The organism is Cupriavidus sp. 2SB, from assembly GCF_005503625.1.
Taxonomy (GTDB): domain Bacteria; phylum Pseudomonadota; class Gammaproteobacteria; order Burkholderiales; family Burkholderiaceae; genus Cupriavidus.
Genome location: NZ_SCMX01000034.1, coordinates 1 through 15,213 on the forward strand (window position 1 = coordinate 1; position 15,213 = coordinate 15,213).

Sequence of the window (15,213 nt, forward strand, 5' to 3'; positions counted from 1 at the left end):
GGGTGGGGTCTACGTGTCCGAGGGCATCGAGCGCCCAAAAAAAACGCCCCGCTCGTGAGAGACGGGGCCATTACCACGAAGACTGATAAGAAGAGACGGTCAGACACCTGCCAATGCCCAACCGTGAGATGAATCTTAGGTGGTCAATATGACCTCCAGAAGTCAGTTCCGAGGCAGTTTCGGACTCAGACTTTTTCGAGCAGCAGGCCCTTGAGGTATTCGCCTTCGGGGAATGCTGCCGACATCGGATGGTCGGTGCCGGCCGAGAGACGACGCAGGATGCGGGCGTCGGCGCGGGCATCGGTGACGGCGCCGGCCACGATCTTGTGGAACAGCTCCATGCCGATGGCGCCGGAGCACGAGTACGTGAACAGCAGGCCGCCCGGGCGCAGCAGTTGCATGCCGACCAGGTTGATTTCCTTGTAGGCACGCGCGGCGCGGTCGATATGCGCAGCGGAGGGTGCGAACTTGGGCGGGTCCAGCACGATCAGGTCGAACTGGCGGCCTTCGGCGCGGAACTCGCGCAGCATCTTGAACACGTCGGCGTCGAGCCACGTAGCGCGGTCGGCATCGAAGCCGTTCAGCGTTACGTTGTTCGCGGCGGTCTTGAGGGCTTCGCCCGACGAATCGATCGACGTCACCGATGTGGCACCGCCGCGCAGCGCGGCCAGCGAGAAGCCACCCGTGTAGCAGAAGCAGTTCAGCACCTCGCGGCCTTCGGCCAGATCGCCGACGAGCTTGCGGTTGTCGCGCTGATCGACATAGAAACCGGTCTTGTGGCCGTTGCGCACGTCCACGTAGTACTTCACGCCGTGCTCGGTCACCGACAGTTCCGGATCGGGCTCGGCACCGGCCAGCACGCCGGTCACGAGTTCCAGGCCCTCGCGCTGGCGCACTGCTGCGTCCGATCGTTCGTAGACGTTCGGGCAGCCGGTTTCGCGGATCAGCGCCTGTACCAGCGCGTCCTTCCACTGCTCCACACCCGCCGAGTTGAACTGGCAGACCAGTTGGCCGCGCTCGCCTTCGCCGTAGTAGTCCACAACGAGTCCGGGAATGCGGTCGGCTTCGCCAAAGATCAGGCGCACGGCACTGGTGTCGCGCACCCACTGCTTGCGATGGGCCACGGCAGCGGCCACGCGGCGCTTGAAGAGCGCGTGGTCCACGGGCTCGTTCTCGTCGAACGTCCACACGCGCACGCGGATCTGCGATTCGGGACTGTAGGCGCCGCGCGCCAGGAAGCGGCCATCGGCGGCCCGGACGACCACGGTCGATCCCGACTCGCAGCGGCCTTCGGTCGAGGCGATACCCGTGGCGTAGATCCACGGATGGCGGCGCAGCAGGGATTTTTCCTTGCCCGGCTTGAGGGTAATGACGTTCATGCGGTTACAGCACCACCTTGACCATCGGGTGCGACGTCAGCGTGCGATACAGCTCGTCGAGCTGCTCGCGGCTGGTGACCCACACGGTCACGGTCAGGCCCAGGTAGTTGCCGTTGCGCGACGGACGCATCTCCATCTTGCCGGCGTGGAAGTTCGGGTCGAATTCCTGGATCAGCGTCACGATGGCTTCGGCAAAGCCGTCCTGCATCGCGCCCATCACCTTGATCGGGAAATCGCTCGGGTATTCGATCAGCGACTGCTCGGGCGGGATATCGCCCGGGATCAGCGGACCGTCTTTCGGATCTGTCGTCATTGAGAGCCTTCTTACTTGCGCTTGAACCAGAGGCGGATCGTATCCCACAGGCGGCCGAAGAAGCCGGCTTCCGGCACTTCTTCCAGCGCCACTACCGGGAACTCGCCCACCTTGCTGTTGCCGTCCATCAGCTTGACCGTGCCTACCTGCTGGCCGGCCGAGATCGGCGCGAGCAGCAGTTCCTGGCGCTCCAGCACCGGCTTCAGGCGGCCGCCCGTGCCCTTGGGCACCGTGACGAACGTCTCGTTGGCCACGCCGATCTTGACCGTGCCGGACTTGCCCTTGTAGATCTCGGGCGTGGCCAGGACCTGGCCCTTGTCGTACAGGCGCAGCGTGTCGAAGAACTGGAAGCCGTAGTTCAGCACCTTCAGGCTTTCCTGCGTACGCACCTGGTCGGACGCCGTGCCGATCATGATCGAGATCAGGCGGCGCTGGCCGTTCGGCACATTGGCCAGCGGACGCTGGGCCGACGAGATCAGGCAGTAGCCGGCAGACTTGGTGTGGCCGGTCTTCACGCCATCGACGGTCGGGTCGATGTACAGCAGGCGGTTGCGGTTAGGCTGCTTGATCTTGTTATAGGTGAACTCCTTCTGCGAGTACATCGCGTAGTACTCGGGGAAGTCCTTGATCAGGCGCGTGGTCAGCGTGGCCAGGTCCACGGCCGTGGTGTAGTGCTCCGGGTCGGGCACGCCATCGGTGTTCGTGAAGTGCGTGTTCTTCATGCCCATGCGCTGCGCTTCGCGATTCATCATCGCCACGAAGCCTTCCTCGGAGCCGCCCACGGCCTCGGCCAGCGCCAGCGCCGCGTCGTTGCCCGACTGGACGATCAGGCCCATCAGCAGGTCCTGCACCTTCACCGGCTTGCCAGCCTCGATGAACATGCGCGACTCATCGCTTTTCACCTTCCGCACGATGTCCGTGGGGGTGACGATCTGGTCCAGCGTCAGGCGCTTTTCCTTGAGCGCCTCGAACGCCAGGTAGGCGGTCATGATCTTGGTCAGCGATGCGGGTTCGATGCGCAGATCGGCGTTTTGCGACGCCAGGGCCTGGCCACTGGTCACGTCGAACAGCATCCAGGACTTGGCGGCAACCTGCGGCATCGGCACGCCTTGCGCCATTACGGCGGCGGGGGCGGCGGCAAGCGCGGTGGCAATCGTCGCGGCAATGGCGACCGGGGCAAAGGCGGATGCAAAGTGCGGCGTGGCTCTGTTCAGCATGTGCGGATATCCAACGAAAAAAAGGTTGCTGCGCGGACGGGACGAATCACCGTACCCACGCGTTGACAACGAGCTGCTTGATCAGGTGCAGCTTGCGATGAAAGAAATGGTCGGCGCCGGGAATGACGATGACCGGCAGTTCCTGTGGCCGCGCCCAGTCCAGCACGCTGGCCAGTGCCACGGTCTCGTCCTGCTCGCCATGGATCACGATGGTGTCGGCCGGCACGGTAGCCACCTCCCAGCGGCTCGTGGCCGTGCCCACCAGCACCAGCCGCTGTGCGGGCGTGCCCGCTTCGGCCAGGCGGCGCCCCACGTGCGTCTGCACGAAGCTGCCGAAGGAGAAACCGCCCAGCGCCAACGGCAGCGAAGCCACGTCTGCGGACCACGCGGTCTGCGTGCGCATCCAGTCGATCACGGCCAACAGGTCGTCCTGCTCGCCGATGCCCTTGTCATGCTCGCCCTCGGTATTGCCCACGCCACGGAAGTTCGGACGCACCGTGGCATATCCGAGCGCGACGAAGGTGCGCGCCAGCGTCTGCGCCACCTTGTTGTCCTTGGTGCCGGCAAACAGCGGATGCGGATGCGCCACGAGCGCCAGCCCGCGCACGGGTTCGTTCTGCGGCAGATCGATCGAGATATCGATGGCGCCGACGGGGCCGGCGATGGTGGTGACCTGGGTATGCGCGTTCATGGTGGCAGGGGCAGGGGGCTACGGATCTACGGAACGACTGGACGACAGGCAGCGGCACAACAAAAAACCGGGCTTTGGACCCGGCGCGGGCGCGTGGTGCGGATCAGTGATCCACCATCAGTCGTTCGACGGGGACGCCGTTGACCAGATGGCTGTCGATGATCTCGTCGATGTCCTGCTCGTCGACGAACGTGTACCAGACGGCCTCGGGGTAGACCACCAGCACCGGGCCGAGTTCACAACGGTTCAGGCAACCCGCCTTGTTGATGCGCACGCGGCCTTCGGCCCCGGCAATGCCCAGTTGCTTGCAGCGCTTCTTGGCGTACTCCTGCATGGCCTTGGCATTGTGGTCGGCACAGCAGGCCTTGCCGTCGTCGCGCTCGTTCAGGCAGAAGAAGACGTGGTGTTTGTAGTAGCTGCTCATGACGGCGAGCCGGCAATCGAGGCACCAGCGGCATGAGGCTGGCAGCCGCGCGCGGCGGAATCGGGAAAGGTCGGAATTATACGTGTTCGTGCCGGCGCATCCGCATGCGGACGGCGACCGGAATTCCGGAATCGACGATGTGCGCATGGCACCCGGGACCGGCATTTGCGCGCGGAAACCTGGCTTTCATGGCGATTTCATGCCCGATGCGCCACTTTTTGGGGCATCGATAGCATTGTCACTGTCCGAATCTCCGGAAGCCCCGATTCCGGAATTCCGGAACGCCGGAGAGGCTGCGCGGGCGTTGAAAAGGGTTTTCCTTTGAAATCAAGGGCTTGTGGATTCGCCGGGCGTTGGCATGGCCGTTGCAATTAGTTACAGCAGACGCGCCCGAGGCGCGCGACGTGGGCGCCTTCCGAGCGCCCGGCACCGGTCAAACACACCGAGGAAGACACCATGAGGAAACCCTTCTACAAGATCCTGTACGTCCAGGTTCTGTTCGCGATTGCCGTGGGCATCATGCTCGGCCATTTCGCGCCGCAGACCGGCGTGGAAATGAAGCCGCTCGGCGATGCCTTCATCAAGCTGATCAAGATGATCATCGGCCCGATCATTTTCTGTACCGTGGTGTCCGGCATTGCCGGCATGCGCGACATGAAGAAGGTAGGGCGCGTGGGAGGCAAGGCGCTGCTCTATTTCGAGATCGTCTCGTCGTTCGCGCTGGTGATCGGCCTGCTGGCGTCGCACCTGCTGAAGCCGGGCGTCGGCTTCAACATCGATCCGGCCACGCTGGACACCAAGTCGATCTCGCAATACGTGTCGAAGGCCCACGGCCAGAGCACGGTCGAGTTCTTCATGCACATCATCCCCGACACGATCTTCAGCGCGTTCGCCAACGGCGACATCCTGCAGATCCTGCTGGTCTCGCTGTTCTTCGGTTCGGCGCTGGCCATCGTGGGTGACCGCGCGCGCGTGATCCACGAGATGGTGGATCAGGTGTCGAAGGTGTTCTTCCACATCGTCCATGTGATCACCAAGGTGGCACCGATCGGTGCTTTCGGTGCCATGGCATTCACCATCGGCAAGTACGGCCTGGGCTCGCTGGTGCCGCTGCTGAAGCTGATCGGCACGTTCTACTTCACGGCCATCGTGTTCGTGCTGGTGGTGCTGGGCACCGTGGCACGGCTGACGGGTTTCTCGATCATCCGCTTCATCGCGTACATCAAGGAAGAGCTGCTGATCGTGCTGGGCACGAGCTCGTCTGAAGCCGCGCTGCCGCACCTGATGGAGAAGATGGAGAAGCTGGGCTGCTCGAAGTCCGTGGTGGGCCTGGTTGTGCCGACCGGTTACTCGTTCAATCTCGACGGCACCAACATCTACATGACGATGGCGGTGATCTTCATCGCGCAGGCCACCAATATCGAGCTGACGCTGCTGCAGCAACTGACGATCCTCGGTGTGGCCATGATCACGTCCAAGGGCGCCAGCGGCGTGACCGGCTCGGGCTTCATCACGCTGGCGGCCACGCTGGCCGTGGTGCCGACGATTCCGGTGGCGGGCATGGTGCTGATCCTTGGTATCGACCGCTTCATGAGCGAGTGCCGCGCGCTGACCAACATCGTCGGCAACGGCGTGGCCACCGTGGTGGTGTCTGCCTGGGAACGCGAACTCGACCGTGCGCGCCTGAACCGCGTGCTGCAGGGTGGCGACGATGACAGCGTCGCGCTCGCCGACGCTCGCTGACGTGACGCTGGCCGCGCCCCCTGGGGAGGCGGCCTCTCCCGCGGGCAGCGGGGAAGCCGGGCCGGGCGGCGGTCAGTCCGGCCAGCGGGTATCATCGGCGCGAGAGCTTCCGCGCCCATCGATGCCCCATTCCGACGACTTCCTCGCCGTGCACGACCCCACCGCCCCCGACGCACTGCACGCGCCGGAGAACGGCTCGCGCTGGTGGGGATTCGCCGTCGCGCTGCTGGCGGGGCTGCTGATCCTCTGCTCGCTGACGTGGCTGCTGTCGGTGCAGCGTGGCATTGCGGCGCTGCAACAGTCCACCGCCATGCGCGCGGATCGCTACGCCGCCACGCTCGAATCCACGCTCGACCGCTACGAATTCCTGCCAGCGCTGGTGTCGCTGCACCCCTCGGTGCGCGCATTGCTGGCCTCGCCGCAGGACCCCGCGCGCATTGCCGCGGTCAACGACTACCTTGTCGATGTCAATCGGCGCGCACGCGCCTCGGCCACCTATGTGATCGCCGCCAATGGCATCGCGCTGGCCGCCAGCAATCACGGGGAGCCCGGCAGTTTCGTGGGCACCGACTATCGCTTCCGTCCGTACTTCCAGCGCGCCGCGCGTGGCGAGATCGGGCGTTTCTACGCCATCGGCATCACCAGCGACGAACCGGGCTACTACATCGCCCAGCCGATCGAGGCAGGTGGAAAGTTCATCGGCGTCACGGTCGTGAAGCTGAACCTGGAGTGGTTCCAGCGCGCCGGATCGGGACGTGGCGAGCCGCTGCTGGTCTCCGACGATCACGGCGTGATCTTCCTCTCATCGGTGCCCGGATGGCAGTACCGCACGCTGCGTCCGCTGCCGCGCGACCTGCAGGCGGAGATCGTCAACAGCCGCCAGTATCACGATGTGGATGTGCGCCCGTTGCCGCTGCAGCCGCTCGATTCGCCGGTCACGCGCTGGCTGGCCAATGCCACGCTGAGCGATGGCGAGCGGCTGGTGCGCGTAGGCAACGCCGAACGCGGCGCGCCCGATGTACCCGATGGCATCGACGAGGCAGGCATGCGCTTCGGACTCTCTGCGGACGGCGCGGACCGCTATCTCGAAATCAACCGCTCGGTGGGGCCGGCCGGCTGGAACATGCAGGTCATGGCGCCGCTCGACCCGGTGCTGGCCAATGCGCGTGGCGCCACCATCGGCGCGGCGCTCGCCTATGCGTGCGTGTGCCTGCTGCTGGTGAACCTGCGCCAGCGCCGCCAGCGCGCGCGGGACATGCAGTACAGCCGACGCCTGCTCGAAGCGGCCTATGACGAACTGGAGCGTCGCGTGGAGGCGCGTACCGCCGACCTCATGGCCATCAACGAACAACTCGAAGGCGAAGTGGCCGAACGCACGCGCGCCGAGAGCGAACTGCGCGCCACGCAGGACGAACTCGTACAGGCCAGCAAGCTCGCGGCACTGGGACAGATGGCGGCCGGCATCACGCATGAACTGAACCAGCCGCTGGCGGCGCTGCGCACGTTCTCGGATAACACGCGCGTGCTGCTGGAGCGCGGGCAGCTCGACGCGGCCACAGGCAATCTCACGGCCATCGCCGGACTCACCGAGCGCATGGGCAAGATCACCAGCCAGCTCAAGCTGTTCGCAGGCAAGGCACGGCAGCGGCGCAATGCGGTGCAGGTCCGCGCGGCCATCGATCATGTGCTGCAACTGATTGCGCCCCGGCTCGGCACCACCACGCTGGCCGTGCATGGTCTGGAAGACTGCCCGGACCTCGGCGTCTGGGCCGATGAATTGAAGCTCGAACAAGTACTGCTCAACCTCGTTGGCAACGCGCTCGACGCCATTGCTGGCGAAGGCCGGCCCGATGGTCACATCGACGTGACCGTGGAAGCGGCGGAAGAGCGCGTGCGCATTGCCGTGCGCGACAACGGCCCGGGCATCGCACCGGAAGCCTTGCCGCGCCTGTTCGAACCGTTTTTCACGACCAAGGAGATCGGCCAGGGGCTGGGTCTTGGGCTCGCCATCTCGTCGTCGATCGTGCGGGAGTTCAGCGGTCAATTGACGGCCGGCAACCTGGCAGAGGGCGGGGCGGAGTTCGTAGTGACGCTGCGGCGGGCGCGGCAGCCGGTGGCCGCATGAGATCGACATGCGCATGACGAGGACAGGGACATGATGGCGATGCAAGACGGACTGCGCGTGCTGTTCGTGGAAGACGAACCCCTGGTGCGCCAGGCCACGGCGCAGAGCCTGGAACTGGCCGGGTTTGCGGTATTGGCGCTGCCATCGGCGGAAGCGGCCATGCCGCATCTGAGTGCGGATTTCCCCGGCGTCCTGGTGACCGATGTGCGGCTCGGTGGCGCATCGGGACTCGACTTGCTCCAGCACAGCCGCAACGTGGCGCCCGGTGTGCCCGTGATCCTCGTCACCGGCCATGGCGATATCACGATGGCCGTGCAGGCCATGCGCGAAGGCGCCTACGACTTCATCGAGAAGCCATTCGGCGCCGACCGGTTGACCGAGACGGTACGCCGCGCACTGGAGCGCCGCGCGCTGGAACTCGAAAACCTCGCCCTGCGCCGCGAACTGGCAGGCCAGGCCGCCGGCACGCGCATCATCGGCCGCTCCCCCGCCATGGGGCAGGTGCGTGACCTGATTGCCAACGTGGCAGCCACCGATGTGCCGGTGATGATCAACGGCGAGACTGGTACGGGCAAGGAACTGGTGGCACGCAGCCTGCACGCGTTGTCAACGCGCCGCGATGCACCGTTCATCGCGCTGAATTGCGGCGCGGTGCCCGAAGCGATTTTCGAGTCCGAGATGTTCGGCCACGAGCCGGGCGCCTTCACGGGCGCGGGCAAGCGCCGCATCGGCAAGCTCGAACATGCATCGGGCGGTACGCTGTTCCTCGACGAGATCGAGAGCATGCCGCTGGCATTGCAGGTCAAGCTGTTGCGCGTGTTGCAGGAGGGCACGCTGGAGCGGCTGGGATCGAATGCATCGGTGCCGATCGACGTGCGCATCGTGGCCGCCGCCAAGGGCGACATGGAAGCGCTGGTGGCGCAAGGCGCCTTCCGGCAGGATCTGCTGTACCGGCTCAACGTGGTGACGATTCCGCTACCGCCGCTGCGCGATCGCCGCGAAGACATCGTGCCGCTGTTCGAGCATTTCACGCTGGTGGCGGCCGTGCGCTACCAGCGCCCAGCGCCGATCCTCTCGGAGTCTCAACGCCAGCAACTGATGCAGCGGCCCTGGCCGGGCAATGTGCGCGAGCTGCGCAATGCCGCCGACCGCTTCGTGCTGGGCGTGCCCGAGGGCGGGTCCGCAGCGAAGGCGGAATCCGTCGATGACACCACACCGCTGCGCGAGCGTATGGAGCGTTACGAGCGCGCGGTGATCGCGGACACGCTCGCGCACACCGGTGGGGCCGTGAGCCAGGCGGCCGATCTGCTGCAGGTGGGCAAGGCCACGCTGTACGACAAGATCAAGCGCTACGGACTGTAGTTCGACTACGCTTTCTTCCCCCCTCGCCCGTGAAGCGGAAGAGGGGAGAAAGCCCCTCCCTACTTCCACATATTCCGCATCCGCCCCGCCAGATCCACCTGCGGCAGTGCGGGCTTGACCGGTGCGTCACCGGGCATGGGCGGTCCGAGCGGACAAGCTAAACGATGACTGACGACAAAATGCTGTCGATGCTCTGCTGCTAGATTTCGTCGCCAAGAGTCGCTGTGGCACTAAACACTGCACTGGGGAATGTGCGAATGACTCGACCTCATTTCATTGGTTCAACGGTAATGTCTGCTACGACAACTGTTACTTCAACGAGCCAGAGGCAAGATATCGCACTGACCGTGCGAACTTCTGGAGTCTTTCATGAAGAAGTTTTGGGTCGGTGTCCTGACCGCTTCAGCTTTCGTTTCCTGCGCGTCGGTGGTCTATGCCAAGGACGAACGACGCGCGTCTCCACAATCGGGGACTCGTACCCACAGGCAGAACTACAAGGACATGGTGCTGGCGACCTGTATCGCGAACGCTTACCGGCACGACAAGGATGCCGCCATTGACGCGGGAAGCAGCGTCAGCGCATTGCGGGACTGGACTGCTTACGATCTGGAGAAAGCTCCAGACGAAATCAAGTCACTGGTGGATCGTTACCTGGCGCGCGATTATCACAACCCGCTCGTTGACGCTGAAATCAAGGGCGTCCGCTTCGACTTGCTGAAGTGCATGGATCTCTATCACAGCGCGGAACTGGACGCACAGGTCAAACGTCTGGTCATCCATCCCAAGCGCACCTACAGACAAGACAATCCGCCACCAGCCAAGTCAAGGTAACTCTGCGACGCCGCCTACTTCCACATATTCCGCATCCGTCCCGCCAGATCCACCTGCGGCAGTGCGGGCTTGGGCGGTGCGTCGCCGGGCATGGGTGGGGGCGGCCACGAGCGGCTGTAGAAATTCGGCATCACGCGGTTGGGCAGGAAGCGCGTGCGCGATGCATAGACGTGGCGGTCACCAAAGCCCACCTGGTTATGCACGTAGAAGCGCTGCGGCACGATGACGTCGAGGTGATCGCGAGCGCGGGTCATCGCCACGTAGAGCAGGCGGCGCTCTTCCTCGATTTCCTCGGTGGTGCCCGTGGCGAGGTCCGATGGCATGCAGCCATCCACCGCATTGAGCACGTAGACTGCTTTCCACTCCTGACCCTTGGCCGAGTGGATTGTAGAGAGAATCAGATAGTCTTCGTCGCGCGACGGTACGCCGGATTCGTCGCTCGACGCGCTCGGCGGATCGAGCGTCAATTCAGTCAGAAAACGTTCGCGCGAGCCATACGTGGCTGCGATGCGCTCGATCTGCTGCAGGTCGGCCTGCCGCGCGGGCGCATCGTCATGCATGCGTTCCAGATGCGGCAGATACCACGCCACCACCTGCTCGAATTCCGAAGGCCACGGCGAGGTGGGCGCCATCAACGTGCGCGCCAGCGAGAGCAGGTCATCCCATGCAGGCGCGGCGGCGGGCGGTGCTTCGAACGCTTCGAGTGCGAGCAGCGGCTCGGTGGCGGCCTCCAGTCCTTCGAGCACGCGCGCAGCGGTCTTCGGCCCGACGCCGGGCAGTAACTGCAGCGTGCGGAAGCCGGCCATGCGATCGCGCGGATTTTCGAGCCAGCGCACCACGGCCATCACATCCTTTACGTGGGTCGATTCCAGAAACTTCAGCCCGCCGAATTTCACGAACGGAATGTTGCGACGTGCGAGTTCGATCTCGACTTGCGCACTGTGATCGGCCGCGCGGAACAGCACGGCCTGCTGCATCAGTGCGAGCCCCGACTCGCGCCGTGCCAGCACCTGTTCCACGACGAAGCGCGCCTGATCGGCCTCGTCATTGACCACCACCACGCCGGGCTTCTCCGCCGATTCGCGCAGCGACCAGAGGTCCTTGGTGAAGCGTTCGGCAGCGAGACCAATCACCGCATTCGCGGCGTGCAGGATCGGCTGCGTGGATCGATAGTTTTGCGACAGCGTGACCTGCTGCGCGGCGGGCGTGAACTGCGCGGGGAAGTCGAGGATGTTCCGCACGGTGGCGCCACGGAATGCGTAGATCGATTGCGCGTCGTCGCCGACGACGGTCAAGCCACGCCCCTGCGGCTTGAGTGCCAGCAGGATCGACGCCTGCAGCGCGTTGGTGTCCTGGTACTCGTCGACGAGCACGTGATCGAAACGCGCGCCCATGTCTTGCGCGATGCTGGGCTCAGTCAAAGCCTGCGCCCAATAGAGCAGCAGATCGTCGTAGTCGAGCACCTGCTGCTTCTGCTTGGCCTCCACGTAGCCGGCGAAGAGCGTCTTCAGCGCATCGGCCCACATTGCATAGCGCGGAAACTGCGTTTTCAGCACCACTTCGAGCGGCAACTGCGTGTTGACCACGCGCGAGTAGATCGCGAGGCAAGTTTCCTTGCGCGGAAAGCGCGACGTCTGCTCGGACATACCGAGGTCGTGCCGCACCACATGCATCAGATCGGCCGCATCGCCGCGGTCGCTGATCGTGAACGTTGGGGCCAGCCCGAGTGTCTCGGCATATTCGCGCAACAGCCGTGCGCCGATGGCGTGGAACGTGCCCGACCACTGCAACGCGGCGCGCCCCGCACCCGTCTGTGTGCCCAGCGCCTGATCGACAATCCGTTCGACCCGTCGCCCCATCTCGGCGGCGGCCCGCCGCGAGAACGTCAGCAGCAGGATGCGACGCGGATCGGCACCGCCCACCACCAGATGCGCCACGCGATGCGCCAGCGTATTGGTCTTGCCCGATCCGGCGCCAGCAATGATCAGCAACGGCGCATCACCGTCGTACTCCACGGCAGCACGCTGCTCCGGATTCAATCGGGCGAGATAGGCGGGGGCGTCAGATGCCGGATCGGCAACATCGGCGTCGGGGGCAAGATCCGGCAGCACGGGGGATGAGGGCAGGAATAAAAAAATCTGGCGCCCACTGTATATCCATACAGCTTGGGATGGCAAGGCTCGTGATCGCAAACGGCAGTCTGCTCCCCTCTCCCGCCTGCGGGAGAGGGGCCGGGGAGAGGGTAAGCGGTGCAATCACCACACGTCGCAATTTGGACGCCATGCCCTCACCCCCACCCCTCTCCCACAAAAGTGGGCGAGGGGAGCGCATAGCTAGTGGCGTTAGTCCTGTCTCACACGCCGGTTTGCTCCCCTCTCCCGCTTGCGGGAGAGGGGCCGGGGGAGAGGGCCAGCGGTACAAATTCAGACAAGTTGTACCAAATGCGGTCGAAGCACAGAACAAAAAAGGTGCCACATGGGCACCTTTAACTTGGTGAGGCCGTCCAGTATTCCATGCAAAACAAGCGATTCTGTCCAGAATATTGAACATCTGAAGAACTACGCCGCCCCCAGCGCCCCTTCCAGCAGCTTGTGCAGCGCATCCCACTCCGGCTCGCCGACATAGCGCTTGAGGATCTTGCCGTTCTTGTCCACGACAAAGGTGGTAGGTGTCAGTTGCACGTCGCCGAATGCCTTGGCGTTGGTGCCATCGGAATCCATTGCCACCTTGAACGGCAGCTCCCGCGTCTTGGCGTAGTTCGCTACGTACATGGGTGGGTCATAGTTCATGGCGACGGCCACGAAGTCGAGTCCCTTGTCCTTGAACTGCTTGTAGGTATCGATCATCTGCGGCATTTCCTTGACGCAGGTGACGCAGCTCGTGGCCCAGAAATTGACCAGGTACACCTTGCCCTTGAGGTCTCCGGTGCTGACCTTCTGACCGGACAGCAGCGTGAACGTGGCGTCGGGCACGCTGCTGGTGGGCGTCATGGCGCGATAGCCGAAGAAGCCGAGCAGTGCGATGACGATGACGGCGGCGGCGATGGGCCAGCGCTTGCGGGAAGTTGCGGGTGTAGTGGCGGACATGGATACAGCCTTTTGGAAATCAGCACGCGGCGGACTGCGGCTATTCTACTGCCGCGCGCGGATGTGGGGGCTGCGGCGCCTCAACTGGCCTGAATCGGCATCAGGTGACCTCATCGTGCTGCGGACCGCGCCGATACGCGCGCGCGTGCCTCGTCGAGCGCTTGCTCCAGGTATGCGCCGTAGAAATCGGCCTGCATGCCGCGCAGCGGATTGGCCAGATTGCGGCCCTGGCGGTCGAGGAACAGTACAGTCGGGGCCATCGAAATATTGCGGGCCTGCGCCCAACGCTTGGCCGTGGTCATCGTGCCATCGACATCGCGAATCGGCGTATCGGCTGTCATGTCGATTTCCCGCGCGGCGATTTCCCCGGCGGCAAGCTGGGGGCCGAGGTAGTTGCGGCGCACAGTCTCGCAATAGGAGCAGCCCGGCAGCGTGACCAGCACGACGAGAGGTTCTCCGTCCCTGGCTGCGGCGGCCGATTGGGCCGCGATATCGGTGACGGGCGGCAGATGGGCCGCAGCGCTAGCCACGCCGATACCACCAGCCAGCAGCATAGTGCCAAGCATGGACCGGACGGCGGGGAGCAGGGGGCGAACTGGCATAGGGGGCCTCACAAAATGCGACGCCGGCGACAGGCAGGGGATGCGTGGCCGCGCGGCTTCCCGGATAATAGCGGCTTGCGCCAGAATGCGCCGCCCCCCAATGCCCGCACCCGCACACATCCGCCCCCGGAAGTCCTTCCTGCTGTTGTTCACCCTGCTCTGGCTTGTGCTGGCGGGCTGCTCGCCGCGTTACGACTGGCGCACGATTGTGTCCAACGATGGCAAGTACGCCGCGATGTATCCCGCCAAGCCGACCAACGCCGCACGTGATGTCTCCATCGCGGGGCGCAAGCTGCCCATGACGATGGAAGCCGCGAATATCGGCGGCACACTGTTTGCCGTTGGCGTGGTGACGCTGCCGGTTGACGATCCGGCATTGCGGCGCGAGGCCATCGATGCCATGCAGGCGGGACTGGTAGCCAACCTCGGCGCGCATCCCGATACGCCAGCGCGCGCGAGGCAGGTGACCGTCATGTCGGCTACGCAACCGCCAGTGCCGCTGGAGGGCATCGAGGTTTCAGTGGCCGGCGTCTCGCCGCAGGACCAGTCGCCGCGCCGGCTGACCGCGCGGCTCGTGGCAACCGGAATACACGCTTATCAGGCCGTGGTGCTCGAAGCCGGCGATGCCGCGCGCGATACGCGCCAGGCCGAGCAGGTCGAACAGTTCCTCACGGGCTTTCATCCGTTCTAGATTCGTTTCGTCGTCGTATCCATCAGGGAGTGCAGTATGCGTTGGGAAGTTTGGTTGGCCTATTTTGCGGCGTGCTGGGTGATCGCTGTATCGCCGGGTTCCGGTGCCGTACTGTCGATGAGCCACGGCCTGTCCTACGGACTGCGCAAGACGTCGACCACGATCCTCGGTCTGCAGACCGGGCTGGTCATCATCCTGCTGATTGCCGGGGGCGGACTCGGCGCGCTGCTGCTGGCATCGGAAGATGCATTCCTCGTCGTGAAGACGATTGGCGCGATGTACCTGATCTATCTGGGCGTGCAGCAGTGGCGCTCGAAGGTGGAGACCGATGCCGAGGCAGCGCCGGGCGCGGTGCGCGTGGCCGTGATGAGCCGTCGTCGCCGCTTTGCCACGGGCCTGCTGACGAACGTGACCAACCCCAAGGGCATCATCTTCATGGTGGCAGTGCTGCCGCAGTTCATCGACCCGGCCCACGCGCTGGGGCCGCAACTCGCGATCCTGGCCGCCACGATGTGCTTTGTCGATCTGATCGTGATGCATGGCTACGCGCTGCTGGCGTCGCGGATGCAGGGCCTGTTCCGCAACGCGCGCGCCGTGCGCTGGCAGAACCGTTTCTTCGGCAGTGTGCTGATGGCCGTGGGCGCCGCGCTGTTCTTCGTCCGGCGCCATCACGCCTGAGCGGCCACCTTGCCCGGGGTGGCACATCGCGTCCGGGTTTGCTTCAATGGGAGTGACCCCGTTCACCATGG

General features: G+C 64.6%; 14 protein-coding genes. 6 read left to right on the forward strand and 8 right to left on the reverse strand.

What is annotated here, in order from left to right; genetic code table 11:
- Nucleotides 1–185 precede the first annotated feature (185 nt).
- The 5 genes from FFS21_RS16855 to FFS21_RS16875 form a co-directional block, all read right to left on the reverse strand.
- Nucleotides 186–1,379 carry a class I SAM-dependent rRNA methyltransferase gene (locus FFS21_RS16855; protein ID WP_137925931.1) on the reverse strand — a complete coding sequence of 398 codons (1,194 nt, stop codon included), beginning with the start codon at nt 1,377–1,379 and terminating at the stop codon, nt 186–188.
- Nucleotides 1,380–1,383: 4 nt separating this feature from the next.
- Nucleotides 1,384–1,692, reverse strand: a complete 309-nt coding sequence (locus FFS21_RS16860; protein ID WP_137925932.1) for an HP0495 family protein — start codon at nt 1,690–1,692, stop codon at nt 1,384–1,386.
- Nucleotides 1,693–1,703: 11 nt separating this feature from the next.
- Nucleotides 1,704–2,909 carry a D-alanyl-D-alanine carboxypeptidase family protein gene (locus tag FFS21_RS16865; protein WP_137925933.1) on the reverse strand — a complete coding sequence of 402 codons (1,206 nt, stop codon included), beginning with the start codon at nt 2,907–2,909 and terminating at the stop codon, nt 1,704–1,706.
- Nucleotides 2,910–2,955: 46 nt separating this feature from the next.
- On the reverse strand, nt 2,956–3,600 hold the full coding sequence (locus tag FFS21_RS16870; RefSeq protein WP_137925934.1) for an alpha/beta hydrolase: 645 nt from the start codon (nt 3,598–3,600) through the stop codon (nt 2,956–2,958).
- Nucleotides 3,601–3,703: 103 nt separating this feature from the next.
- Nucleotides 3,704–4,024, reverse strand: coding sequence for a (2Fe-2S) ferredoxin domain-containing protein (locus FFS21_RS16875; RefSeq protein WP_137925935.1), 321 nt, complete (start codon nt 4,022–4,024; stop codon nt 3,704–3,706).
- 456 nt (nt 4,025–4,480) lie between these two features.
- On the opposite strand from FFS21_RS16875, the gene FFS21_RS16880 reads away from it, so the two are divergent.
- The 4 genes from FFS21_RS16880 to FFS21_RS16900 all read left to right on the forward strand — a co-directional run bounded on the left by FFS21_RS16880 (nt 4,481) and on the right by FFS21_RS16900 (nt 10,085).
- Nucleotides 4,481–5,767, forward strand: a complete 1,287-nt coding sequence (locus FFS21_RS16880) for a dicarboxylate/amino acid:cation symporter (RefSeq protein ID WP_137925936.1) — start codon at nt 4,481–4,483, stop codon at nt 5,765–5,767.
- Nucleotides 5,768–5,888: 121 nt separating this feature from the next.
- Nucleotides 5,889–7,892 carry a sensor histidine kinase gene (locus tag FFS21_RS16885; protein ID WP_137925986.1) on the forward strand — a complete coding sequence of 668 codons (2,004 nt, stop codon included), beginning with the start codon at nt 5,889–5,891 and terminating at the stop codon, nt 7,890–7,892.
- Nucleotides 7,893–7,931: 39 nt separating this feature from the next.
- Nucleotides 7,932–9,254, forward strand: coding sequence for a sigma-54-dependent transcriptional regulator (locus FFS21_RS16890; RefSeq protein ID WP_137925985.1), 1,323 nt, complete (start codon nt 7,932–7,934; stop codon nt 9,252–9,254).
- A 369-nt stretch (nt 9,255–9,623) separates the two neighbouring features.
- Complete coding sequence (locus FFS21_RS16900) at nt 9,624–10,085, forward strand: type VI secretion system amidase immunity protein Tai4 (protein WP_137925937.1); 462 nt, start codon at nt 9,624–9,626, stop codon at nt 10,083–10,085.
- 14 nt (nt 10,086–10,099) lie between these two features.
- On the opposite strand, the gene FFS21_RS16905 is transcribed toward FFS21_RS16900, so the two are convergent.
- The 3 genes from FFS21_RS16905 to FFS21_RS16915 all read right to left on the reverse strand — a co-directional run bounded on the left by FFS21_RS16905 (nt 10,100) and on the right by FFS21_RS16915 (nt 13,737).
- Entirely contained in the window at nt 10,100–12,196 is a 2,097-nt protein-coding gene (locus tag FFS21_RS16905; protein ID WP_137925938.1) for an ATP-dependent helicase, read from the reverse strand.
- 447 nt (nt 12,197–12,643) lie between these two features.
- A complete protein-coding gene (locus FFS21_RS16910; RefSeq protein ID WP_137925939.1) occupies nt 12,644–13,171 on the reverse strand; it encodes a TlpA disulfide reductase family protein in 528 nt (175 codons plus the stop codon).
- A 110-nt stretch (nt 13,172–13,281) separates the two neighbouring features.
- Complete coding sequence (locus tag FFS21_RS16915; protein ID WP_171020432.1) at nt 13,282–13,737, reverse strand: thioredoxin fold domain-containing protein; 456 nt, start codon at nt 13,735–13,737, stop codon at nt 13,282–13,284.
- 136 nt (nt 13,738–13,873) lie between these two features.
- Between FFS21_RS16915 and FFS21_RS16920 the strand changes: the two genes are divergently transcribed.
- Together FFS21_RS16920 and FFS21_RS16925 are read left to right on the forward strand one after the other, a co-directional pair.
- Nucleotides 13,874–14,464, forward strand: coding sequence for a hypothetical protein (locus FFS21_RS16920; protein WP_249359453.1), 591 nt, complete (start codon nt 13,874–13,876; stop codon nt 14,462–14,464).
- A 36-nt stretch (nt 14,465–14,500) separates the two neighbouring features.
- The gene (locus tag FFS21_RS16925; RefSeq protein WP_137925941.1) at nt 14,501–15,142 is read left to right on the forward strand and encodes a LysE family transporter; all 642 of its coding nucleotides are present in this window, start codon (nt 14,501–14,503) and stop codon (nt 15,140–15,142) included.
- Nucleotides 15,143–15,213: the final 71 nt, after the last annotated feature.

Bases quoted from the DNA above. Each gene is read 5' to 3' on its own strand.
- FFS21_RS16880 (WP_137925936.1), top strand. From the start codon at position 4,481: ATGAGGAAACCCTTCTACAAGATCCTGTACGTCCAGGTTCTGTTCGCG.
- FFS21_RS16900 (WP_137925937.1), top strand. From the start codon at position 9,624: ATGAAGAAGTTTTGGGTCGGTGTCCTGACCGCTTCAGCTTTCGTTTCC.
- FFS21_RS16860 (WP_137925932.1), bottom strand. From the start codon at position 1,692: ATGACGACAGATCCGAAAGACGGTCCGCTGATCCCGGGCGATATCCCG.
- FFS21_RS16875 (WP_137925935.1), bottom strand. From the start codon at position 4,024: ATGAGCAGCTACTACAAACACCACGTCTTCTTCTGCCTGAACGAGCGC.
- FFS21_RS16855 (WP_137925931.1), bottom strand. From the start codon at position 1,379: ATGAACGTCATTACCCTCAAGCCGGGCAAGGAAAAATCCCTGCTGCGC.
- FFS21_RS16920 (WP_249359453.1), top strand. From the start codon at position 13,874: ATGCCCGCACCCGCACACATCCGCCCCCGGAAGTCCTTCCTGCTGTTG.
- FFS21_RS16910 (WP_137925939.1), bottom strand. From the start codon at position 13,171: ATGTCCGCCACTACACCCGCAACTTCCCGCAAGCGCTGGCCCATCGCC.
- FFS21_RS16925 (WP_137925941.1), top strand. From the start codon at position 14,501: ATGCGTTGGGAAGTTTGGTTGGCCTATTTTGCGGCGTGCTGGGTGATC.
- FFS21_RS16915 (WP_171020432.1), bottom strand. From the start codon at position 13,737: ATGCTTGGCACTATGCTGCTGGCTGGTGGTATCGGCGTGGCTAGCGCT.
- FFS21_RS16865 (WP_137925933.1), bottom strand. From the start codon at position 2,909: ATGCTGAACAGAGCCACGCCGCACTTTGCATCCGCCTTTGCCCCGGTC.
- FFS21_RS16885 (WP_137925986.1), top strand. From the start codon at position 5,889: ATGCCCCATTCCGACGACTTCCTCGCCGTGCACGACCCCACCGCCCCC.
- FFS21_RS16870 (WP_137925934.1), bottom strand. From the start codon at position 3,600: ATGAACGCGCATACCCAGGTCACCACCATCGCCGGCCCCGTCGGCGCC.
- FFS21_RS16890 (WP_137925985.1), top strand. From the start codon at position 7,932: ATGCAAGACGGACTGCGCGTGCTGTTCGTGGAAGACGAACCCCTGGTG.